A 23,020-nucleotide genomic window follows, 5' to 3' on the forward strand; every position below is an offset into this window, starting at 1 on the left:
GCCCGCCATGACCGAACCGCTCGCGCCCGATCTGCTGCGCCGCATGCACGCCTACTGGCGCGCCGCGAACTATCTCTCCGTCGGCCAGATCTACCTGCGTGACAATCCGCTGCTCGAGAAACCGCTGGGCAAGGAGCACATCAAGCATCGCCTGCTCGGTCACTGGGGAACGACGACCGGACTCAACTTCATCTACACGCACCTGAACCGGGCGATCGTCGAACGCGACCTCGACATGATCTACGTGATCGGCCCGGGGCACGGTGGACCCGGCCTCGTCGCGCACACGTACCTCGAAGGCTCGTACACCGAGGTCTATCCGCACATCGATCGCAGCGCGGCCGGCATGCGCGAGCTGTTCAGGCAGTTCTCGTGGCCGTACGGCATCCCGAGTCACGTGGCCCCGGAAACGCCCGGCTCGATCCATGAAGGCGGCGAACTCGGTTATTCCCTCTCGCATGCGTACGGCGCGGCCTTCGACAATCCGGAACTCATCGTCGCGTGCATCGTCGGCGACGGGGAGGCCGAAACCGGCGCGCTCGCGACAAGCTGGCACTCGAACAAGTTCCTGAACCCCGCGCGCGACGGCGCGGTGCTGCCGATCCTGCACCTCAACGGCTTCAAGATCGCGAACCCCACCGTGCTCGCGCGCATCGAGCCCGACGAGCTGCGCGACCTCATGCGTGGCTACGGCTACGAGCCGCACTTCGTCGAAGGCCACGAATTCGAACCGATGCACCAGGCCTTCGCCGCGGCGCTCGACCGCTGCCTCGACGAGATCCGCCGCATCCAGGAGAAGGCGCGCGGCGGCGACGCCGACGCGGCCACACGTCCGCGCTGGCCCATGATCGTGTTCCGCAGCCCCAAGGGCTGGACCGGGCCGAAGGAGGTCGACGGCAAGCCCGTGGAAGGCACCTGGCGCGCGCACCAGGTGCCCATCGCGAAGTTCGAGAACGACGAACACGTCGCGATCCTCGAGCGCTGGATGAAGAGCTACGAACCGGAGGAGCTCTTCGACGAGCGCGGCCGCTTCCGCGAGGAGTTCGCCTCGCTCGCACCGACGGGGCGCCGACGCATGGGCATGAACCCGCACGCGAACGGCGGGCTGCTGCTGAAGCCCCTGCACATGCCCGACTTCCGCGGCTTCGCCGAGGACGTGAAGACGCCCGGCGAGCACAAGGCGGAGGCGACGCGCGTGCTGGGCCGCTTCCTGCGCGAGGTGATGCGGCAGAACATGGAGACCTTCCGCCTGTTCGGTCCCGACGAGACGGCCTCGAACCGGCTCGAGGCGGTGTACGAAGCCAGTGGCAAGACATGGCTGGCCGAAACGGAAAGCGTCGACGAGAACCTCTCGCCGGCCGGGCGCGTGATGGAGGTGCTGAGCGAACACCAGTGCCAGGGCTGGCTCGAGGGCTACCTGCTGACGGGCCGGCATGGGTTCTTCTCGTGCTACGAGGCCTTCATCCACATCATCGATTCCATGTTCAACCAGCACGCGAAGTGGCTGAAGGTGACGCGCAAGATGGCGTGGCGCCCGCCGATCGCGTCGCTGAACTACCTGCTGAGCTCGCACGTGTGGCACCAGGACCACAACGGCTTCTCGCACCAGGATCCGGGCTTCATCGACCACGTCGCCAACAAGAAATCGGAGATCGTGCGTGTTTACCTGCCACCGGACGCGAACTGCCTGCTCTCGGTCGCCGACCATTGCCTGCGCAGCCGCCATTACGTCAACGTGATCGTGGCCGGCAAGCAGCCCGACTGGCAGTGGCTGGACATGGAGAGCGCCGTGCGCCATTGCACGGCCGGCGCGGGAATCTGGGAATGGGCAGGACGCGGCGGAGACGATCCCGACGTGGTCATGGCCTGCGCGGGCGATGCGCCGACGGTGGAGACGCTCGCCGCGGTGATGCTGCTGCGCGAGTACGTGCCCGACATCCGCATACGCGTGGTCAACGTGGTCGACCTGATGTCGCTGGAAACGCCCGACGAACATCCGCACGGCATGGACGACGAGCAGTTCGACGGCCTGTTCACGAAGGATCGTCCGGTGATCTTCGCCTTCCATGGCTACCCCGGCATCATCCACAAGCTGACCTATCGCCGGCACAACCACGACAACATCCACGTGCGCGGCTACAAGGAAGAAGGCACGACCACCACCGCGCTCGACATGATGGTGCTGAACAACATGGACCGCTTCCAGCTCGCGCTCGACGCGATCAACCGTATCCCGCGCCTGGCGGGCGAACGCGAAAAGGCGGCACAGCGCTACTGGTCGGCCATCGAGCGGCACAAGCTCTACGTCAGCGAACATGGGCAGGACCTGCCCGACGTGCGCGACTGGCAGTGGAAGGCCGAGGAGGCCTCGTGAGTCGCGCCGGGCACGTGCTGGCCCTCAACACGGGCTCGTCGTCGCTGAAATACGGGCTCTATCGTGTGGAAGGCGACATGTGCGAGGCACTCTTCGCCGACCAGACCGACGCGCCGGGCGGTGACGCGGACCCGGTGGCGGCGATCGTCGATGCCCTGCGCACGCGTTCGCTGCCGACGCCGGACGCGGTCGGGCACCGACTCGTGCATGGCGGGCCGAACATCCGCCGGCATGCGCGTATCGACGATGCCCTGATGGCACACCTGGAAGAGGCGAAGGCGTTCGCGCCGTTGCATGTTCCCCCGGCGGTCGAGATGGTGAAGCGGGCGCGCAAGGCATTCCCCGATGCGCCGCAGGTCGCCTGTTTCGATACGGCGTTCCACGCCAGCATGCCCGCCGTCGCGCGCGCCCTGCCCCTGCCCGCCGATCTTCGCGAGGGCGGCATCGAACGTTACGGGTTCCACGGGCTGTCGTACGAATCGATCGTGCGGAAGCTGGGGCCTTCGATGCCGTTGCGCGTCGTGATCGCGCACCTGGGCAACGGCGCGAGCCTGTGCGCGGTGCGTGACGGCGAGTCGGTGGATACGACGATGGGCCTGACGCCCACGGGCGGCATCGTGATGGGCACGCGGCCGGGCGATCTGGATCCCGGCGTGTTGCTGTACCTGATGCGCGAACGCGCCTACGACGCGAAGCGGCTGGAGTTGCTGGTCGACCGAGAGTCGGGCCTGAAGGGTCTTTCTGGCGGCATCAGCGACATGCGCAAGCTGCGCGAGTCGCACGACGCGGCGGCGAAGCTGGCGCGCGACGTGTTCGTGCATGTCGCACGCAAGCACGTCGCGGCGATGGTGGCGTCCCTGGGCGGGCTCGACCTGCTGGTGTTCACGGGCGGCATCGGGGAGAACGACGCGGCGACGCGGGATGCGATCCTCGCGGGCCTGCAGTGGTTCGGCGACTTCGAGGTTCGCGTGATGGCGACGGAAGAAGACGAACAGATCGCGAGGCACACAAAACAAGACGCCGGGAGCCGCAGGTCCTGTTGCTCACGGCTTAAACAGATGTCGCGCGCAGGGCGCGCTCCTACAGGACGGCGTCAGACGACCACGACCGGGCGGGATGCGATCCTCGCGGGACTGCAGTGGTTCGGCGACTTCGAGGTCCGCGTGGTGGCGACGGAAGAAGACGAACAGATCGCGAGGCACACCTGGCGCCTCGCTTCGTAGGAGCGCGCCCTGCGCGCGACATCTTTCGCCGGGAGCCGCAGGTCCTGTTGCTCACGGCTTAAACAGATGTCGCGCGCAGGGCGCGCTCCTACAGGACGGCGTCAGACGACGACCACGGGAATCTTCCCGATCTTCGAGCGCCACTCCTTCGGGCCCGTCTCGTGCACCGACGTGCCCGCGCTGTCGACCGCGACCGTCACCGGCATGTCCTTGACCTCGAACTCGTAGATCGCCTCCATGCCGAGGTCTTCGAACGCGAGCACGCGCGAGGCCTTGATCGCCTTGGAGACGAGGTATGCCGAGCCGCCGACGGCCATCAGGTACACGGCCTTGTTGTCGCGGATCGCCTCGATCGCGGCCGGACCGCGCTCGGACTTGCCGACCATGCCCAGCAAGCCCGTCGTCTCCAGCATCTGGCGCGTGAACTTGTCCATGCGCGTGGCCGTGGTCGGGCCGGCCGGACCGACGACCTCGTCGCGCACCGGATCGACCGGACCGACGTAGTAGATGAAGCGGTTGGTGAAATCGACGGGCAGCGTTTCGCCGCGGTTGAGCATGTCGATCATGCGCTTGTGCGCGGCGTCGCGGCCCGTGAGCAGCTTGCCGTTGAGCAGGATCGTCTCGCCCGGCTTCCAGCTCTGCACGTCCTCGCGGGTGATCGTGTCGAGGTCCACGCGACGGCCCTTCGAGGCGTCGTACGTGAGCTTCGGCCAGTCTTCCAGCGACGGCGGATCGAGCGCGACCGGGCCGGAGCCGTCGAGCACGAAGTGCGCGTGGCGCGTGGCGGCGCAGTTCGGGATCATCGCCACCGGCAGGTTCGCCGCGTGCGTCGGGTAATCCTTCACCTTGATGTCGAGCACGGTGGTGAGGCCACCCAGGCCCTGCGCGCCGATGCCGAGCGCGTTGACCTTCTCGTAGAGCTCGAGGCGCAGTTCCTCCGCGCGGTTCGACGGGCCGCGCGCGATCAGGTCGACGATGTCGATCGGCTCCATCAGCGCTTCCTTCGCCAGCAGCATCGCCTTCTCGGCGGTACCGCCAATGCCGATGCCGAGCATGCCCGGCGGGCACCAGCCGGCGCCCATCGTCGGCACGGTCTTCAGCACCCAGTCGACGATGGAGTCGGACGGGTTGAGCATCGCGAACTTGGACTTCGCCTCGGAGCCGCCGCCCTTGGCGGCGACGATGACGTCGACCTTGTCGCCCGGCACGACCGAGACGTTCACCACGGCAGGCGTGTTGTCGCGCGTGTTCATGCGCTTGCCCGCCGGATCGGCGAGCACCGAGGCGCGCAGCTTGTTGTCGGGGTGGTTATACGCGCGGCGCACGCCCTCGTTGACCATGTCCTCGACGCCCATGGTGGCGTCGTCCCAGCGCACGTTCATGCCGATCTTGAGGAACACGGTGACGATCCCGGTGTCCTGGCAGATCGGCCGGTGGCCCTCGGCGCACATGCGCGAATTGATCAGGATCTGGGCGATGGCGTCCTTCGCCGCCGGGGATTCCTCGCGCTCGTACGCGGCCGAGAGGTTCCGGATGTAATCCACCGGGTGGTAGTACGAGATGTACTGGAGGGCGTCGGCGACGCTGGTGATGAGGTCGTCCTGCTTGATCGAGGTCATGGCGCTACGGCTGGCTCGCGAGGCTGGCAAAGACCACGATTTTAACGCACCCGGGCGTGTAAGGTGCCGCTGCCCCGTCCGGTCTTCTTCCGGGACCCGCCAGAACCCTGGAGTCTCCATGCGCCACCCGTTCCGTTCCGCCTTCCTCGTCGTCGCCCTCGCCGCCACGGCGCTGGGACTGGCGCGCCCTGCCGCCGCGGCGCAGACCGCGCCGGAGTTCGCCGGCATCGCCACCTGGCAGAACTCGAAGCCGCTGACCATGAAGCAGCTGCGCGGCAAGGTCGTGCTGATCGATTTCTGGGCCTATTCCTGCATCAACTGCCTGCGCACCCTGCCCCACGTGACCCGCTGGTACGACCAGTACAAGGACAAGGGCCTGGTCGTCGTGGGCGTGCATTCGCCCGAATTCCCGTTCGAGAAGCAGGAAGGCAACGTCCGCGACGCCATCAAGCGGTACAACATCCACTACCCCGTGGCGCAGGACAACGACCTGGCCACCTGGGACGCCTGGGACAACCAGTACTGGCCCGCCGAGTACCTCGTCGACCAGCGCGGCAACGTCGTCGCCCATCACTTCGGCGAGGGCAACTACGCCGAGATGGAGAACGCGATCCGCACCCTGCTCGGCCTGCCGCGCCTCGACGCCGCGGCCGCGGGCGAGGACAAGGACGCCCCCGACTTCACGCAGCTGGGCTCGCCGGAGATGTACTTCGGCAGCGACCGCAGCCAGAACAACGCCAGCCCCGAGGGTTCCCGCGGCGGCACGCGCGACTTCACCGCCCCGTCGCGCCTCGACCTGAACAAGTTCGCGCTCGTGGGCCGCTGGGAGATCGGCCGGCAGAACGCGACGCTGGAAGGCCCGTCCGGCGAGATCCGCCTGCACTTCAAGGCGAAGAAGGTCCACATGGTCGCCAGCGCGAACGATCCGGTGACCGTGGAGGTGCTGGTGGACGGCAAGCCGCAGGCGCCCGTCACGATCCAGGCCTCGCAGCTGTACACCCTGTACACGGCCAACGACTACAAGGACCACGTGCTGACGATCCGGATTCCCAAGGCGAATTTCCACGCGTTCACGTTCACGTTCGGCTGAGGCCCTCCTCGGCCCCTCTTGCGTGACTGTTACTTGCGATATATCGTACGTGCACTACGTACGATATATCGGAGTATGCCCATGCACTTTTTCCACCACGCGCGGCACCGCCTCCACGAGCAGATGCACGCCATCGGTCGCGGTGGCGGCCGCTTCGGCGGCAGTCCCTTCGAATTCGACGACCGCGAGGGCGGCCGCGGCGGTCGCGGTGGCGGCCGTTTCGGCGGCCGGATGTTCGGCACCGGCGATCTGCGGCTCCTGCTCCTGGCCCTCATCGAGGAGCAGCCCCGCCATGGCTACGAGCTGATCCGCACCATCGAGGAGATGTTCGACGGCCAGTACAGCCCGAGCCCCGGCGCGATCTACCCCACCCTGACGATGCTCGAGGAGCTCGGCTATGCCCGGGTGGAAGCCGAGACGGGCGGCAAGAAGCTCTACGCGATCACCGATGCCGGCCGCGCCTTTCTCGCCGAGAACCGCGACAGCCTCGAGGCCCTGACCGAGCGGCTGCAGGTGATGTCGCGCCACATGCGCCGCATGAGCGTGCCGGAAGAGGTGCGCGAGGCCATGCACCGCCTGAAGTACCAGCTGATCAACCATCACAAGGCCTGGGACGCCGCGGAGATCGCGCGCGTCGCGAAGCTCGTCGACGCCGCCGCGAAAGCCGTGGGAGAGCGCCAGACATGACGGAACGCCATGCGATCACCCGCGTACGCCATCCCCTGAAGATGCGCCGGCTCGAGGTGGCGCGGGTGGAGAACCTCACGCCGCACATGGTCCGCGTGACGCTGGCGGGCCCCGATCTCGAAGGCTTCGTTTCGGCCGCGCCGGACGACCACGTGAAGCTGTTCTTCGCCACCTCGGACGGCTCCCTGAACCTGCCGACGTTCGGCGACAACGGACCGGTGTACGCGGACGGCGAGCACTCGCCCTCGCGCGATTACACGCCGCGCCGTCACGACCCCATCGCCAATGAACTCGACATCGACTTCGTCATCCATGGTGACGGTCCGGCGTCGAGCTGGGCCGAGACGGCCCGACCCGGTGACGTGCTGCACGTGGGCGGCCCCCGTGGATCGATGGTCGTGCCCGACGATTACGACCATTACGTGCTGGTGGGTGATGCGACGGCCTTGCCCGCGATCGGGCGATGGCTGGAGGAGATGCCGGCCAGCCGGGAGGTCACCGTGTTCGTCGAGGTCGCATCGCCCGCCGAACGCCAGACGCTCGCACGCGACGTGCGCTGGTTCGTGCCCGGCGAGTCGCCGACGCTCGACGAGGCGCTCGCCGCGCTGCCGATCCCTCCGGGCGATACGTTCTGGTGGGTCGCCACCGAGTCGAAGCGGGCGCGGGCATTGCGGTCGTTGCTCGTCGAGACGCGCGGCATCGACAAGGACTGGGTCAAGGCCACCGGTTACTGGCAGGCCGCCTGAGCGTGCAATCACTCGGTAGGAGCGCGCCCTGCGCGCGACATGTTTTGAGGCCGCGGGCGTCAGGACCTGATGCTCTTGGCGAAAAGCTGTCGCGCGCAGGGCGCGCTCCTACCTGGCGGGGCCGGCGTCTTCCCGCCAATTTCACTTCCCTTAATTCTTCCTGCCCGCGAACACATAACCTTGGCGGCTCGCGCGTTAACCCTATGCGCGTTATGGGATCGGGAGCGGCACGATGCGGCGTGGCAGGAAAATTCTGGCGTGGGTTCTCGGGATCGTCGTCCTGCTCATCGTGGCGGTCATTCTGTTCATCGCCTTCTTCGACTGGAACCGGCTGAAGCCGACCATCAACGAAAAGGTGTCCGAGGCGATCGGGCGGCCCTTCGCCATCAACGGCGACCTCTCCGCGAGCTGGTCGCGCGAGCCCGGTGAAGGCGGTCTGGTCGGTCTGATTCCCTGGCCGCATTTCACCGCGCGCGACATCACGGTGGCGAACCCCGATTGGGCGAAGGACAAGCACTTCGCCACGCTGGAGACGATCCAGTTCCGTCTGTCGCCCTTCCCGCTCATCGCCCACAGCATCGTCGTGCCCGAGATTCGCCTCGGCCAGCCGCGCATGGCGCTGCAGCGCGCGAAGAACGGCGACAACACGTGGACGTTCAAGCTCCCCGAGAGCACGGGCCCGTCCGAGTGGCAGCTCGAACTCAACGCGATCGCGTTCGACAAGGGTCACATCGATTTCTCCGACGCGACGAACCAGATCGTCATGGGTATCGACGTGACGCCGCTGGGCAAGGGCATTCCGTTCGACGAGATCATGGCGCAGCAGGAGAAGGATGCCCGCGCGCAGGCGAAGAAGACGACCGGTGCCAGCGCGAAGACCATGGCGAAGAGCGACGCCGACGAGAAGGACCGTCAGGACCAGACCAAGAAGAGCCAGGTCTATCAGTTCGCATGGGACGCCAAGGGTACCTACAAGAAGTCGACTGTCTCCGCCAAGGCGCGGACCGGCGGGGTGCTCGCGCTTCGCGATGCCGATCGTCCCTTCCCGGTCCAGGCCGACGCGCGCTTCGGCGATACGCATATCGCCTTCGTCGGCACGCTGACCGACCCGGTCAACATGGGTGCTCTCGACGTGCGCCTGTGGTTCTCGGGCACGAGCATGTCGCATCTCTACGACCTCACCGGCATCACGCTGCCGGATACGCCGCCCTTCGCGACCGAGGGGCATCTCAAGGCGAACCTGAAGAAGGGCGCCAGCGTGTTCACGTACGAGAACTTCACCGGGCGCGTCGGCGGCAGCGATCTTGGCGGCAGCCTTACCTTCGACACCCGCGGCGCGCGGCCGAAGCTCAGCGGCAACCTGAAGTCGAACCAGCTGCTCTTCGCCGACCTGGCGCCGCTGGTGGGCGGCGGGTCGGACGAGGAGAAGGCGGAGCGCGGCGACGCGGTGAAGCAGCCGCCCGACAAGGTCCTGCCCGTCGAGCCGTTCAAGACGGATCGCTGGAACGCGATGGATGCCGATGTCACGTTTACGGGCGTGAAGATCGTCCACGGCGAACGGCTGCCGTTCGAGAACGTGTCGACGCACCTGATCATGAAGGATGCGGTGCTTACGCTCGACCCGCTGAAATTCGGCGTCGCCGGCGGCACGGTGGGCAGCAACATGCGCCTCGACGGTTCGAGGACACCGATGCGCGGCGGCTTCAACCTCGGCGCCCGCCACCTCAAGCTGAAGGAGCTGTTCCCCACGTTCGCGCCGATGCAGACGAGCTTCGGCGAGCTCAACGGCGACGCGTCCCTGACCGCGGTCGGCAATTCGCCCGCCGCGCTGCTCGGCTCCTCGAACGGCGAGGTGAAGCTGCTGATCAACGACGGCGCCATCAGCGGCTCGCTGCTGGAGCTGGCCGGCCTCAACGTGGGTAGCTACGCGGTGACGAAGCTGTTCGGCGACGACGTGGTGAAGATCAACTGCATGGCGGCCGATCTGGTGGCGACGGACGGCGTCATGGAATCGCGTCTGTTCGCGTTCGACACCGAGAAGGCGTTGATCAACGTGACGGGCAACGTGAACTTCCGCGACGAGAAGCTCGATCTCGACATCGTGCCGCACACCAAGGGCTTCCGCCTGTTCTCGCTGCGATCGCCGCTGTACGTGCACGGCACGTTCAAGAATCCAGCGCCGGGCGTGCATGCCGGTCCGTTGATCCTGCGCGCGGGTGGCGCCGCGGCGCTCGCGGTGTTCGCGGCCCCCGTGGCGGCACTGGGCGCGCTGGCCGTGCCGGAAAGCGGCAAGGCCGACGCCACGCAGTGCAAGCCGCTGCTCGACGATCTGAAGCGCAGCCCGCCGAAGGCGCCGCCGGCGGGTAAGCCGGCGCGCTAGGGGATGCCGTAGGAGCGGACCTGGCCGCGACAGCTGTTCGCGAAGAGCAACAGGCCCTGTCACGCACGGCCCCAGGAGCTGTCGCGGCCAGGTCCGCTCCCACAGACCGCTGGTGGGTATGGCGACGTTCGGGCAAGCTTTCCCGCATGTCGCCTTCCCGCATCGCCCACTGGCAAATCCATTTCTGTGTCCTGCTCTGGGGCTTCACGGCCATCCTCGGCAAGCTGATCGCCCTGCCCGCGTTGCCGCTGGTGTGGTGGCGCATGTTGCTGGTGTCGGGCACGCTGCTCTGCGTGCCGCGCGTCTGGCGCGGCCTGCGTGCCATGCCGGCGCGTCTGCTGTTCTCCTACGCCGGCATCGGTGTCATCGTCGCGCTGCACTGGCTCACCTTCTACGGCGCCATCAAGCTCGCCAACGCCTCGGTGGCGGCCACGTGCATCGCGCTATGCCCGGTGTTCCTCGCCCTGGTGGAGCCCTGGATCGCGGGTCGCCGCTTCGATCCGCGTGAACTGATGATCGGCGCGGCGGTGGTGCCCGGCGTCGCGCTCGTGGCCGGCGGACTGCCGGGCGAGATGCGGCTCGGTCTCGCGATCGGCGTGCTGTCGGCGCTCTTCGTGGCATTCTTCAGCGCGTTGAACAAGAGGCTCGTCGATCGCGCCGACGCGCTGACCGTCACCTGTGTCGAACTCGGCACCGGTACCGTATTCCTGACATTGCTGGCGCCTTTCGTCGCCGCGCCCGCGTTTCCGCTTCCGGACGCCCACGACGGCGCTTTGCTGCTCGTGCTCGCCTATGGCTGCACGCTGCTGCCCTTCGCGCTGGCGCTGTCCGCGTTGCGCCACCTGTCCGCCTTCGCCACGCAGATGGTGACGAACCTCGAGCCGGTCTATGCCATCGTGCTGGCGATTCCGCTGCTCGGCGAGCAGCGGGAGCTGGGGTGGACGTTCTACACGGGTGTCGCGATCATCCTGGTCGCCGTGTTCGCTCATCCGTGGCTGCATCGCGGGGATCGGGCGGAGCCAGGGAATCTGGTGGCACCCTAGCGGTCGACATGGTTGGTTCAGGCGCGGCCGCGTGCCTTCATCGTGCGCTGGCGACGGGCGCGCTGCGCCGCCGACCGCGCCGACGTTTTCCGGGGTGACGAGCGCTTGGCTCGCACGGGCGGGCTGGAGGGTTTCACGGGATGCTCCGGGAGAGGGTCCGGGAGGATCGATGCTGCGACCCGCCCGGTGAATATCCCGCTAAGAAGGCGTCAGATGAGTTTGATTTCGCGCAGGCGTTCCTGCAGGTACTCGTGCGCCGTGATCGGTTCCGGATAACGCTTCGGATTGTCCGGCGTGACGCAGGATTCCAGCACGTCGAGCACGACGTCCGGGTTCGGATGCAGGAAGAACGGCACGGAGTAGCGCGGCTTGCGTGCGGCGTCGCCGTCCGTCGGGTTCGTCACGCGGTGCGTCGTCGACGGATACACATGGTTGGTGAGGCGCTGGAGCATGTCGCCGATGTTCACCACGATGGCGTCGCCTTCGGTGGTGATCGGCAGCCACTCGCCTTCGCGCGTCTTCACTTCCAGGCCAGCCGTGCTCGCGCCGACGAGCAGCGTGATGAAGTTGATGTCCTCGTGCGCGCCGGCGCGTACGTTCGGGATGTCGCCTTCCGGAATCGGCGGGTAATGGATCGGGCGCAGGATCGAGTTGCCCGAGTCGATCTTGTCGTCGAAGAACTTTTCCGGCAGGCCGATGTGCAGCGCCAGCGCGCGCAGCACGCGCGAGCCGAGCTGGTCGAGCTGCTGGTAGATGCCGTAGCCCTTGTCCTTGAACGCCGGCACTTCCGACGGCCACACGTTCGGCGGCATCACGTCGGCGTACTTCGAATCGCGCGGGATCTCGCGGCCGATGTGCCAGAACTCCTTGAGGTCGGCGAACTTGCTGTCCTTCGCGGTCTCCACCTTGAACGGCGTGTAGCCGCGCGCGCCGCCACCGCCAGGAACGTGGTACTTGCGCTTGGTGTCGTCGGGCAGCGCGAAGAAGGCCTTGAACGCGTCGTACGCGCCGTCGATGGCTTCCTTCGGAATGCCGTGACCGCTGATGCAGCAGAAACCGAATTCGCGGTAGGCGGCGCCGATCTCGGCGACGAAGGCCTCGCGATCGGTGTCGTAGCGGCGGATATCGAGGGTGGGAACCGTCTTCATGATGTACCTGCGTGGCAGCGTGACGAGGCCGGCGCGTGAATCGCGCCGGACGCTCGCTCGTGGGTCAGGCCGTCGCCTGGGCCGCCGATTTTACGGCCTCGGCCAGCTGCCCCGCCAGACGGTCGACCTCGGCGGCGTCGGCGGCCTCGATCGTGACGCGGACCAGCGGCTCGGTGCCCGAGGCACGCAGGACGACCCGGCCGCGGCCTTCCAGCGCGGTTTCGACCTCCGCCAGCGCCTGTTTCACCGCGTCGGACTTCAACGCTTCCTTCGCCCCCTGGACGCGGACGTTGACCATGGTCTGCGGCAGCTTGACCAGGCCGGCGCGGGCCTCGGCGAAGGTTTCGCCCGATTCCGCCAGCGCCTCGAGCAGCGCCAGGGCGGCCACCACGCCGTCGCCGGTGGTGAAGCGATCGAGGCAAAGGATGTGGCCCGACGTCTCGCCGCCCAGCACGCCGCCGTGTTCCTTGAGCTGCTGGAGAACGTAGCGGTCGCCGACGTTGGCGCGCACGAAGGGGATGTCCAGCTGTTTCAGCGCGCGCTGGAGGCCGTAATTGCTCATCAGCGTGCCGACGACCGGGCCTGGGAGCGCGGCCTTCGTCTTCCAGTGCCGGGCGATCACGTAGAGCATGTCGTCGCCATCGGTGACCGTGCCGTCGCGGTCGACGACGCGGACGCGGTCGCCGTCGCCGTCGAAGGCGATGCCGAGATCGGCGCCGCGCTCCACGACGGTGCGGGCCAGCGATTCCGGATCGGTGGAGCCGACGCCGCGGTTGATGTTGAGGCCGTCCGGCTCGGCGCCGATGGTCGAGACCTCCGCGCCGAGGTCGCGGAAGACCTTCGGTGCCACCTGGTAAGTGGCGCCGTGCGCGCAGTCGAGCACGATGCGCATGCCGGCCAGCGAGAAGTCGTCGGAGACGGTGGACTTGCAGAACTCGGCGTAACGGGTGACGGCGTCGTCCACGCGGCTGGCCTTGCCCAGCGCCTCGGACGCGACGGTCGCGAACTCGGCGTCCAGTTCGGCTTCGATCTCGGCCTCGAGGTCGTCGTCGAGCTTTTCGCCCTGGCCGGAGAAGAACTTGATGCCGTTGTCCTGGTGCGGATTGTGCGAGGCGCTGATGACGATGCCGGCATCCGCACGCAGGGAACGCGTGAGGTAGGCGACGCCCGGCGTCGGCATCGGGCCGAGCAGGCGCACGTCGGCGCCCGACGCGACCAGTCCCGCTTCGAGGGCGGATTCGAACATGTAGCCGGACACCCGGGTGTCCTTGCCGATGACGACCATCACCTTGCGATTGTGGTCGCGGCGGTCGGGCCCGGCGCCCGCCGGTCGGCGGTCGGCGGCGCGGCGGCGCGCCAGCACGGCGCCGGCGGCGCGCCCCAGCCGCAGGATGAAATCCGCGCTGATCGGGTACGTACCGACGTGACCGCGGATGCCGTCCGTGCCGAAATACTTGCGTTCACTCATGGTGTTGTCGTCCTTACTTCCGGATCGGGCGAGGATACTCCCATGGAGCGGCATGGGAGCGGCCACGGATCGGGCGTGGCGGGTCAGTCGTCGTCCGGCCAGCGGGGCATGGCGGGCCGGTCGTGGCGGGGCGCGGTGTCGCCGGCCTTGACGGCGGCCCAGACCGCCAGGGCGTCGACCGTGGCGGCGACGTCGTGGACCCGGACCATGACGGCGCCGCGCTGCACGCCGATCAGGGCGGCGGCGACGGAGCCGTGGACCCGGTCGGTGGGCGTCTGGCGGCCCGTCAGGGCGCCGATCATCGACTTGCGCGACAGGCCGATGTACGCGCCTGCGCCGAGCTCGGCGAAGCGTGCCGTGGCGCGCAGCAGCGCGAGGTTGTGCTCGAGGTTCTTGCCGAACCCGAAACCCGGGTCGACCAGCACGCGGCGGCGGTCGATCCCGGCCAGTTCGCAGGCGAACAGGCGATCCGTCAGGAAGCGGTGGACCTCGCCGACCACGTCGTCGTACGCCGGCTCCTGCTGCATCGAACGCGGCTCGCCCTGCATGTGCATGAGGCACACGGGCACGCGCAGGTCCGCGGCGGCGTCGAGCGCCCCCTCGCGACGCAGGGCGTACACGTCGTTGATCATGCCGGCGCCCGCGCCGACGGCGGCGCGCATCACCTCGGGCTTCGAGGTGTCGATGGCGATGGGCAGCGTGGTCGCGGCGGCGAGGCGCTCGATCAGCGGCACGACGCGGCGGATCTCTTCCTCGACCGGCACCTCGTCGGCGCCCGGCCGCGTCGATTCGCCGCCGACGTCCAGCATGTCCGCGCCCTCTTCCGCCAGCCGCATGGCATGCGCGTAGGCGGCCCCGAGCGTGTCGTGGCGGCCGCCGTCCGAGAACGAATCGGGCGTGACGTTGACGATGCCGACGACGCGCGGGCGGTCGAGCGACAGCGCGCGTCCGTTGCAGTCGAGCACGGCGGCGAACGGATCGACGTTCATGCGGTCAGCCCGGCTGCTGGCCGCCGAGCGCGCCCATGAAGCGGCGGTAGTGGCGGAGCTCGTCGATGGAATCGCGGATGTCGGACAGGGCCGTGTGCGCGGAGTCCTTGCTGAAACCGCGCGCGATCTCGGGCGACCAGCGGCGCGACAACTCCTTCAGCGTGGAGACGTCGAGGTTGCGGTAATGGAAGTATCGCTCGAGCTGCGGCATCTCGCGATGCAGGAAGCGGCGGTCCTGGCAGATGGAATTGCCGCACATCGGCGACTTGCCGGCGGGCACCCATTCCTTGAGGAACGCGATGGTGGCGGCTTCGGCCTGCTCCAGCGTGTCGTCGGATTCGACGGCGCGGGCCCACAGCCCCGAACGGCCATGCTGGTTGCGGTTCCAGGCATCCATCTGCTGGAGGCGCGCGTCGGTTTGCGAGATGGCGAACACCGGCCCCTCGGCGAGGACGTTCAGGTCCTTGTCCGTCACGATCGTGGCGATTTCGAGGATGGAGTCGTTGTCGGTATCCAGTCCCGTCATCTCCAGGTCGATCCAGATGAGGTTGTCGTCGTTCGCTGGTGTCATGGGCGCTCCTTGAATGCCGTCGAGTCTAACCCGGCGGGGGCCGGCCTGTATCGCAGACGACAGTTGCGGGCCGTACCGGTGAACGGAACGTGAGATCATCCGCGGATGGCCGAACCGACCTTCTTCTGGCACGACTACGAAACCTTCGGCGCCGATCCGCGGCGCGACCGGCCCAGCCAGTTCGCCGGCATCCGCACCGATGCGGACCTGCGGATCGTGGGCGAGCCGGTGATGATCTACTGTCGCCCGCCGCGCGACATGCCGCCGCAGCCCGCGGCGTGCCTGATCACCGGCATCGCGCCCCAGCTGACCGAGCGCGAAGGGATGTCCGAGGCCGCCTTCGCCGCCGCCATCCACGACGAGATCGCCCGTCCCGGCACCTGCACGGTAGGCTACAACTCGCTGCGTTTCGACGACGAGTTCACCCGCCACCTCCTCTACCGGAACTTCTACGACCCGTACGGGCGCGAGTGGGAGAACGGCAACTCGCGCTGGGACCTGATCGACCTGGTCCGCATGTGCGAGGCCCTGCGTCCCGAGGGCATCGTCTGGCCGACGCGCGAGGACGGCACGCCCAGTTTCAAGCTCGAGCACCTGGCCACCGCCAATGGCCTCAAGCAGGATCGCGCGCACGACGCGCTCTCGGACGTCGAGGCCCTGATCGGCCTGGCACGCCTCATCCGCACGCACCAGCCGAAGCTCTGGGACTGGTACTACGCCCTGCGCCGCAAGCAGCGCGTGTTCGAACTGCTGGACGTCGCCGCGATGACGCCCGTCGTGCACGTCTCGTCGCGCTACCCCGCCAGCCGCCATTGCCTGACCGTGATCGCACCGCTCGCGGCGCACCCGACACGCGCGGGCGAGGTGATCGTCTACGACCTGAGCGCCGATCCGACCGACCTGCTGACCCTCGACAGCGACGACATCGCCGATCGCGTGTTCGTCGCGCGGGCCGACCTGCCGGAAGGCGTGGAGCGCATCGCGTTGCGCACGGTACGCGCGAACCACGCGCCCGCGCTCGCCCCGCTGTCGGTGCTCAAGGGTGCCGACCACGGCCGCCTGGGCATCGACATGGGCGCCGTGGAGCGGCACCTCGACGCGTTGCGCGGCAGCGACGGCCTGGCGGAGAAGCTGCGCCGCGTGTACGCGAAGGCGTCGGACCTGCCGCCTGCCGAAGATCCGGAGCTCGCCCTCTACGGATCGTTCCTTCCGGACGCCGATCGCCGCCTCCTCGCCGACGTGCGCGCGACCCCGCCGGACCAGCTCGGCACCCGCTCGTTCCCCTTCCGCGACGCGCGCTACCCCGAACTGCTGTTCCGCTACCGTGCGCGGAACTGGCCGGAGACGCTCAGCCTGGAGGAACACGCGCGCTGGGAAGCCTTCCGCGTCGACCGGCTGACCCGGCACGGCCCGCTCACCACGCTCACCCTCGACGAATACACCACCGAACTCGCCACCCTGCGCGCCCTGCCCGGCGCTCCGCTCGCCCTGCTGGACGAGCTGGAAGCGTGGGGCGAGGAACTCCGCTGACGACCGCCATGCCGAAACCCTATTTCACGCCCGCCACCTTCCGCTTCTTCCGATCCCTCGTCCGCAACAACAACCGCGAGTGGTTCCATGACCACAAGGACGACTACGAGCGACACGTGCGCGAGCCCTTCCTCGCCCTGATCGGCGACCTGGCCGCGCCGCTGGCGAAGATCAGCCCGCATTTCCGCGCCGACACGCGCAAGGTCGGCGGATCGCTGTACCGCATCCATCGCGACACGCGCTTCGCCAACGACAAGCAGCCGTACAAGGGCTGGCAGGGCTCGCGGTTCTTCCACGAGCGCCGGCACGAGATCCAGGCCCCGGGTTTCTACCTGCACATCCAGCCCGGCGAATGCTTCGTCGGCGGCGGTATGTGGCACCCGGAACCGCCGGTGCTGAAGAAGCTGCGCGAGTTCCTCGCCGACAACCCGGGCGCGTGGAAACGCGCGACGCACACGAAGGCATTCCAGGAACGGTTCTCGTTCTGGGGCGAGAGCCTCACGCGCCCGCCGCGCGGGTTCGATCCGGGCCACGAGCTGATCGAGGACCTGAAGCGGAAGAACTTCGCCGCCGGCCAGGACTTCGACGAGACCATGGCATGCTCGGCCGAACTGCTGCCCTTCGTCATCGACAACTTCAAGCGACTGGCACCGATGGTCGACTACCTGTGCGCGGCACAGGAACTCGAGTTCTGAGGCCTGCCAGTTGGTAGGAGCGTGCCTTGCGCGCGACAGCTTTCGAGGCCTTGAGCAACAGGCCCTGTTGCCCATCGCGAAAAACTGTCGCGCGCAAGGCGCGCTCCTACAGTTCGTATAGCTCGATCGGCAGATCGTCCGGGTCGGCGAAAAACGTGAAACGCCGGCCGGTGTATTCGTCGACGCGGATCGGCTCGCACGGAACGCCGTGACCCGCCAGCTTCGCGACCGCCGCGTCGATGTCCGTCACGGTGAAGGCCAGGTGCCGCAATCCCTGCGCTTCGGGCCTCGAGGGACGCTTCGGCGGTGACGGGAACGAGAACAGCTCCAGCTGCACGCCGGGGCTGACTTCCAGATCGAGCTTCCACGAATCGCGCGCCTCGCGGTACGCCTCGTGGATCACGCGCAGTCCCAGCACCTCGGTGTAAAACGCCTTCGAGCGCGCGTAGTCGGAGCAGATGAGCGCGACATGGTGGATGGCTTCGAGCATCGGGATCAGGCCTCGGAAAATGGGAACGCAAGCACGTCGGCGATCGCGTCGATGCCCGCGAGCACCATGAGCAGGCGCTCGACGCCGAGCGCGACGCCCGCGCAGTCGGGCATCGTGTCGAGGACGGCGAGCAGGCGTTCGTCGATCGGCACCTCGGGCGTACCGCGCTCGCGCCGCTTCGCGTTGTCGCGCTCGAAGCGCGCGCGCTGCTCGGCCGCGTCGTTGAGTTCGTGGTAGCCGTTGGCCACCTCGTACGGACCGACGTAGACCTCGAACCGCTCGGCCACCGGCGGATCGTCGTGGCGGATGCGCGCGAGCGCGCACTGGCTGGCCGGAAAATCGGAGACCACCGTCACGCGGTCGCGCGGGAAATGCGGCTGGATGCGGTGCGTCATCAGCAGGTCGAGCCAGTCGTCGCGCTCCAGGCCGCCCGGATCGATGCCGATGTCGCCCAGCGCCTCGCGCAGGCGCTCGACGGGATCGGTCAGCGCGTCGACACCGAGGACGTCGTGGAACAGGCCGCGATACGTCGTCTCGACGATGTCGATGGTGCGCCCCGCTCCCAGCAGGAGGACCTCGAGGAGTTCGAGCACCTCCCGCGCGAGCATGGCGTCGTCCCAGCCGACGCGATACCACTCCAGCATCGTGAACTCGGGATTGTGCCGACCGCCCGCCTCGCCGTCGCGGAACACGCGGCCGAGCTCGTAGCAGTCGCCGACGCCCGCGGCGAGCAGTCGCTTGAGCGGAAACTCGGGCGACGTGCGCAGCCAGCGCCACGGCGACCCCGCGTCGACGTGCCCGGTGAAGCGTGTGCTGAAACTCTGGATGTTCGGGTCGGTGTTGCCGGCGGCGGAGAGCATCGGCGTCTCGACCTCCAGCACGTGCCGTTCCGCGAAGAACGAGCGGATGCTGGCGTAGACCCCGGCGCGCAGGCGCAGGTGTTTCACGTCGCTCACGGCGCGACTCCATGCTCGGCCAGCAACGCCATCAGATCCGCTTCCGTGTACACCGGCACGCCGAGCTCGTTCGCCTTGTCGAGCTTGGATCCGGCCGCTTCGCCCGCGAATACGCCCGTGGTCTTCTTCGACACCGATCCGGCGACCTTGGCGCCGAGCGATTCGAGCCGCTCGGTGGCGTCGTCGCGCTTCAGCGACTCCATCGTGCCGGTGATGACGTAGGTGAGACCTTCGAGCGGCAGCGCGGCGGCGGCCTTCGCCGGCAACGCGGACGCGAGGCGACGCATCGCTTCGTCCGCGCGGCGGAGCTCGTCCATGTGCTCCGCGTCGGCGAGGTACGCCGACAGGTTCGTGGCGGCCGCCTGCGGCACGCCCGCCACGATCCACTGGTGTTCGCCCGCCTTCACGAGCGCATCGAGGCTCGCGTAGTGGCGCGCGAGGATGCCGGTGCTCTTCGGGCCGAGCTTCGGGACCTTCGCGGCGTCGAGCAGCACGTCGAGGCCGAGTCGATCGCGCAGCTTCGGCGACGGCGCGCCCTCGTCGGCGAAGGTGATCCCGGCGGCGAGCAACGCATCGACCACCTTCTGGTTGCCCTCCTGTTCGAAGAACGCGGCGATCGACGTCGCGACCTCGTCGCCGATGTCGGGCAGCACGCGCAGCACGGGCGCGGGGGTGCGTCGCACGTGTTCGAGCGAGCCGAGCCAGGTCGCCAGCGTCTTCGCCGTGCTCTCGCCGATGTGCATGATGCCGAGGCCGAAGAGGAAGCGCGGCAGCGTGGAGCGCTTGCTCGCCTCGATGGCTTCGACGAGGTTCTCCGCCCACTTCGTCGCGACCTTGCCCTGCTTCACCGTCTCGGGCGTCGAGCCGTCGCGCTCGTCGGCGAGCGTCTTCATGCGCACGAAACTGTCGACCGTCAGGGCGTAGAGATCGGCGGGCGTCTGCACCATGTCGAATTCGACGAGCGCGTCGACGAAACGGTCGCCCAGGCCATCGATGTCCATGGCGCGACGCGAGGCGAAATGGATCAGCGCCTCCTTGCGCTGCGCGGCGCAGATCAGTCCGCCGGAGCAGCGGTAAGCCGCGGCGCCCTCCTCTCTCAGCAGCTCGGAATGGCACACGGGGCACGTGGCGGGCATCTTCCAGGGAACGGTGCCGACGGGCCGCTCGGCCTCCACGACGCGCGCGACCTCGGGGATCACGTCACCCGCGCGGCGCACGATCACGGTATCGCCCACGCGCACGTCGAGGCGAGCGACCTGGTCGGCGTTATGCAGGGTCGCGTTGGTGACGGTGACGCCGGCGACCTGCACGGGCTTCAGCCGGGCGACGGGCGTCGCGGCACCGGTGCGGCCGATCTGGATCTCGATGGCCTCCACCGTCGTCATCTGTTCCTGCGCGGGATACTTGTGCGCGATCGCCCAGCGCGGCGCGCGCGAGACGAAGCCCATCGTGCGCTGGCCCTCGTAGTCGTCGAGCTTGTAGACCACGCCGTCGATGTCGTACGGCAGGCTGTCGCGTTTCTCGCCGATGCGGCGGAAATACGCCAGCAATCCCTCGAACCCCTTCGCCTTCGACACCTCGGGCGATACCGGGAAGCCCCATTCGCGCAGCTTCGCGAGCGTGGCCGAATGCGTATCGGGCAACTCGCCGCCTTCGACCCGCCCCACGGCGTAGGCGAAGAACGCGAGCGGCCGCTTCGCGGTGACGGACGGATCGAGCTGACGCAACGAACCCGCCGCGCCATTGCGCGGATTCGCGAGCGGCTTCTCGCCCGCCGCGCGGGCACGTTCATTGAACGCTTCGAAGCCCGCGCGCGGCATGATCACTTCGCCGCGCACTTCGATCACGCGCGGCCAGTCGTCGCCGCGCAGACGCAGCGGAATCGCCTTGACCGTGCGCAGGTTCGCGGTGACGTCTTCGCCCACCGCGCCGTCGCCGCGCGTGGCGCCCTGCACGAAGACGCCGTTCTCGTACGTGAGGCTGATGGCGAGGCCGTCGAGCTTGGGCTCGACGGAGAACTCCGGCTGCCTGCGATGCAGCGTCTGCTCGATGCGACGTTCGAAATCGGCCACTTCACGGTATTTCTCACGGTCGGTCTCGCCTTCCTGCTCGAACGCGTTGCCGAGGGACAGCATCGGCACGGCGTGCACGACCTCGGCGAAACCGCCCCGCGCACGCGCACCCACGCGGCGCGTCGGCGAGTCGTCGCTGGCCAGATCCGCGTACTCGGCTTCCAGCGCCTCGAGCTCGCGCATGAGGCTGTCGTACTCCGCATCGGCGATGTCCGGATCGTCCAGCACGTGATAGCGATAGTTCGCGTCCTCGATGCGCTGGCGCAGGTGCTGCGCGCGCTCGACGGCTTCGACGGGGGCGGTAGGTTGTGCCATGTGCAGGGTCCGTGATGATGCGCTTGACCGACGCGACCCTGAACTGTCGGACGGGGCCGCGGCGAAAGCAATCATCCCATCAGATATAATGCCGGCGCTATGCCACCCTCCGACGTCGCAAATACCGAGCCGACCGACGTTCAGATCCTTCCGACAGACCGACCGGCGCTTGCGCCCGCCGAGCCCTCCAGCAGAGCCCGCTATCGTGGCCTGATCTGGCTGGTCTCCGCCGCGTTCTTCATGCAGGCGCTGGACTCCACGATCGTCAACACCGCCGTGCCGGCCATCTCGGGCGCTCTGGCAGTGACGCCGCTCAGCATGCGCACGGCGCTCACCAGCTACGTGCTGACGCTGGCGATCTTCATTCCGATGAGCCCCTGGCTCTGCGACCGTTTCGGCACGCGTCGGGTGTTCGGTGGCGCGATCCTGGTGTTCGCGCTCGGCTCGCTGCTGTGCGGCGTGGCGCAGAGCCTTCCGCAACTGGTCGTGTCGCGCATCATCCAGGGCCTGGGCGGTGCCGCGCTGATGCCCGTGGGTCGTTATGTGCTCGTCCGCAGCATCGACCGTCGCGAGTTCGTCAGTTCGATGACCACCGTCGCGACGTTCGGCCTGCTCGGCTCGGTGTTCGGGCCCTTGCTCGGCGGCGCCCTGGTCGAGTACACGAACTGGCGCCTCATCTTCCTCATCAACGTGCCCGTCGGCCTCGTGGGCCTGCTGCTCAACCGGCGGGAGATGCCTGATTACCGGCTCGATCGCGCGCATCGCTTCGACACGAGCGGCTTCCTGCTCTTCGCTGGCGCGTCGGCGCTGTGCCTGATGGCCGCCGAAACGCTGGGCGGCGATGGCCACGGGCTCCTCGTGGCGGCCTATACCGCCGGCGCGGTGGCGCTCGGCACGCTCTACGTACGGCACAGCCGCCGCACCGCCTATCCGGTGAGCGATCTGTCGCTGCTGAAGGTGCGCAGCGTGTGGGTGTCGCTCGCGGGCAATCTGTTCACGCGGCTCGGCGTCTCGGGCATGTACCTGCTCCTGGTGCTGTTCCTGCAGATCGGTTGCGGATGGTCGCCCCTGACCGCCGGCCTGATGATGGTGCCGCAGGCGATCGGCTCCATCGCGGTGAAGCCCTTCATCGACCGCCTGCTCACGCACTTCGGCTACCGCCGCCTGCTCCTGGGCAACACGATCCTCGTGGCGATCGTGCTCTGCGCGTTCGCGCTGCTCAGCCCGTCGACGCCACCGCTCGTCATCGCCGCGTTCGTCTTCGTGTACGGCGCGGTGATGTCGGTGCAATACACCTCGATGAACACGCTGGCCTACGTCGACCTCGACGTGAAGTACGCGGCCATGGCGTCGTCGATGGCCTCGACGGCGCAGTACCTGTCGATGAGCTTCGGCATCGCGCTCGCGTCGCTGCTGATGGCCGGCTTCCTCGGCAGCCATGCGGCCGAGGGCTACGTGTGGGCCTTCCGCTGGTCGGTGATCGTGATGGGCATGATCACGCTGGCGGCGAGCTGGATCTTCGGACGCCTGCGCGACACGCGGGCCACGCCTCCGGAAACGGCCGGGGCCACCTGACGCCAGCATAAGCTACCCTCAAGGACACCGCGCCTTCCTTCGCGGCTTC

General features: G+C 68.0%; 18 protein-coding genes. 10 read left to right on the forward strand and 8 right to left on the reverse strand.

All coding sequences use genetic code 11. From position 1 onward, the window contains the following. Nucleotides 1–7 precede the first annotated feature (7 nt). Both BMY69_RS04505 and BMY69_RS04510 read left to right on the forward strand, forming a co-directional pair. The gene (locus BMY69_RS04505) at nt 8–2,374 is read left to right on the forward strand and encodes a phosphoketolase family protein (protein WP_090175646.1); all 2,367 of its coding nucleotides are present in this window, start codon (nt 8–10) and stop codon (nt 2,372–2,374) included. Further along, nucleotides 2,371–3,597, forward strand: coding sequence for an acetate/propionate family kinase (locus tag BMY69_RS04510; protein ID WP_090175647.1), 1,227 nt, complete (start codon nt 2,371–2,373; stop codon nt 3,595–3,597). The genes BMY69_RS04505 and BMY69_RS04510 overlap by 4 nt, the downstream gene beginning before the upstream one ends. 101 nt (nt 3,598–3,698) lie before the next feature. Here BMY69_RS04510 and BMY69_RS04515 read toward each other — a convergent pair whose 3' ends face one another. Then, entirely contained in the window at nt 3,699–5,216 is a 1,518-nt protein-coding gene (locus BMY69_RS04515) for a fumarate hydratase (RefSeq protein ID WP_090175649.1), read from the reverse strand. A gap of 118 nt (nt 5,217–5,334) precedes the next feature. On the opposite strand from BMY69_RS04515, the gene BMY69_RS04520 reads away from it, so the two are divergent. The 5 genes from BMY69_RS04520 to BMY69_RS04540 all read left to right on the forward strand — a co-directional run bounded on the left by BMY69_RS04520 (nt 5,335) and on the right by BMY69_RS04540 (nt 11,162). Further along, nucleotides 5,335–6,306 (forward strand): thioredoxin family protein, encoded by a 972-nt coding sequence (locus BMY69_RS04520; protein WP_090053041.1) that lies wholly within the window; start codon nt 5,335–5,337, stop codon nt 6,304–6,306. 81 nt (nt 6,307–6,387) lie between these two features. Then, the gene (locus BMY69_RS04525; RefSeq protein WP_255364460.1) at nt 6,388–6,993 is read left to right on the forward strand and encodes a PadR family transcriptional regulator; all 606 of its coding nucleotides are present in this window, start codon (nt 6,388–6,390) and stop codon (nt 6,991–6,993) included. Continuing rightward, a complete protein-coding gene (locus BMY69_RS04530) occupies nt 6,990–7,739 on the forward strand; it encodes a siderophore-interacting protein (protein WP_090175654.1) in 750 nt (249 codons plus the stop codon). Before BMY69_RS04525 ends, BMY69_RS04530 begins: the two co-directional genes overlap by 4 nt. Before the next feature lie 232 nt (nt 7,740–7,971). Further along, nucleotides 7,972–10,119, forward strand: coding sequence for an AsmA family protein (locus tag BMY69_RS04535; protein WP_090175655.1), 2,148 nt, complete (start codon nt 7,972–7,974; stop codon nt 10,117–10,119). Nucleotides 10,120–10,265: 146 nt separating this feature from the next. Beyond that, a complete protein-coding gene (locus BMY69_RS04540; RefSeq protein ID WP_090175656.1) occupies nt 10,266–11,162 on the forward strand; it encodes a DMT family transporter in 897 nt (298 codons plus the stop codon). A gap of 209 nt (nt 11,163–11,371) precedes the next feature. Here the strand turns inward: BMY69_RS04540 and BMY69_RS04545 are convergent, their stop codons facing one another. From BMY69_RS04545 to orn, 4 genes are all read right to left on the reverse strand, one after another. After that, complete coding sequence (locus tag BMY69_RS04545; RefSeq protein WP_090175658.1) at nt 11,372–12,310, reverse strand: isopenicillin N synthase family dioxygenase; 939 nt, start codon at nt 12,308–12,310, stop codon at nt 11,372–11,374. Nucleotides 12,311–12,374: 64 nt separating this feature from the next. Beyond that, nucleotides 12,375–13,778, reverse strand: a complete 1,404-nt coding sequence (gene glmM, locus BMY69_RS04550; RefSeq protein WP_090053034.1) for a phosphoglucosamine mutase — start codon at nt 13,776–13,778, stop codon at nt 12,375–12,377. A gap of 83 nt (nt 13,779–13,861) precedes the next feature. Continuing rightward, complete coding sequence (gene folP / locus BMY69_RS04555; protein WP_090175659.1) at nt 13,862–14,767, reverse strand: dihydropteroate synthase; 906 nt, start codon at nt 14,765–14,767, stop codon at nt 13,862–13,864. A gap of 4 nt (nt 14,768–14,771) precedes the next feature. Further along, nucleotides 14,772–15,338 carry an oligoribonuclease gene (orn, locus tag BMY69_RS04560; protein WP_090053031.1) on the reverse strand — a complete coding sequence of 189 codons (567 nt, stop codon included), beginning with the start codon at nt 15,336–15,338 and terminating at the stop codon, nt 14,772–14,774. Nucleotides 15,339–15,443: 105 nt separating this feature from the next. On the opposite strand from orn, the gene sbcB reads away from it, so the two are divergent. Continuing rightward, nucleotides 15,444–16,868 (forward strand): exodeoxyribonuclease I, encoded by a 1,425-nt coding sequence (sbcB, locus tag BMY69_RS04565; protein ID WP_090175661.1) that lies wholly within the window; start codon nt 15,444–15,446, stop codon nt 16,866–16,868. A gap of 8 nt (nt 16,869–16,876) precedes the next feature. Then, a complete protein-coding gene (locus tag BMY69_RS04570; RefSeq protein WP_090175662.1) occupies nt 16,877–17,563 on the forward strand; it encodes a DUF2461 domain-containing protein in 687 nt (228 codons plus the stop codon). 106 nt (nt 17,564–17,669) lie between these two features. On the opposite strand, the gene BMY69_RS04575 is transcribed toward BMY69_RS04570, so the two are convergent. The 3 genes from BMY69_RS04575 to ligA are packed head-to-tail and all read right to left on the reverse strand — an operon-like array spanning nt 17,670 to nt 21,396. Next, the gene (locus tag BMY69_RS04575; RefSeq protein ID WP_090175664.1) at nt 17,670–18,053 is read right to left on the reverse strand and encodes an SMU1112c/YaeR family gloxylase I-like metalloprotein; all 384 of its coding nucleotides are present in this window, start codon (nt 18,051–18,053) and stop codon (nt 17,670–17,672) included. Between the two features lie 5 nt (nt 18,054–18,058). Further along, the gene (epmA, locus tag BMY69_RS04580) at nt 18,059–19,009 is read right to left on the reverse strand and encodes an EF-P lysine aminoacylase EpmA (RefSeq protein WP_090175665.1); all 951 of its coding nucleotides are present in this window, start codon (nt 19,007–19,009) and stop codon (nt 18,059–18,061) included. Next, on the reverse strand, nt 19,006–21,396 hold the full coding sequence (ligA, locus tag BMY69_RS04585; RefSeq protein WP_090175667.1) for an NAD-dependent DNA ligase LigA: 2,391 nt from the start codon (nt 21,394–21,396) through the stop codon (nt 19,006–19,008). The genes epmA and ligA overlap by 4 nt, the downstream gene beginning before the upstream one ends. A 99-nt stretch (nt 21,397–21,495) precedes the next feature. On the opposite strand from ligA, the gene BMY69_RS04590 reads away from it, so the two are divergent. Further along, nucleotides 21,496–22,971 (forward strand): MFS transporter, encoded by a 1,476-nt coding sequence (locus BMY69_RS04590; protein WP_090175668.1) that lies wholly within the window; start codon nt 21,496–21,498, stop codon nt 22,969–22,971. Nucleotides 22,972–23,020 lie beyond the last annotated feature (49 nt).

Source organism: Luteibacter sp. UNC138MFCol5.1, assembly GCF_900110505.1.
GTDB lineage: Bacteria > Pseudomonadota > Gammaproteobacteria > Xanthomonadales > Rhodanobacteraceae > Luteibacter.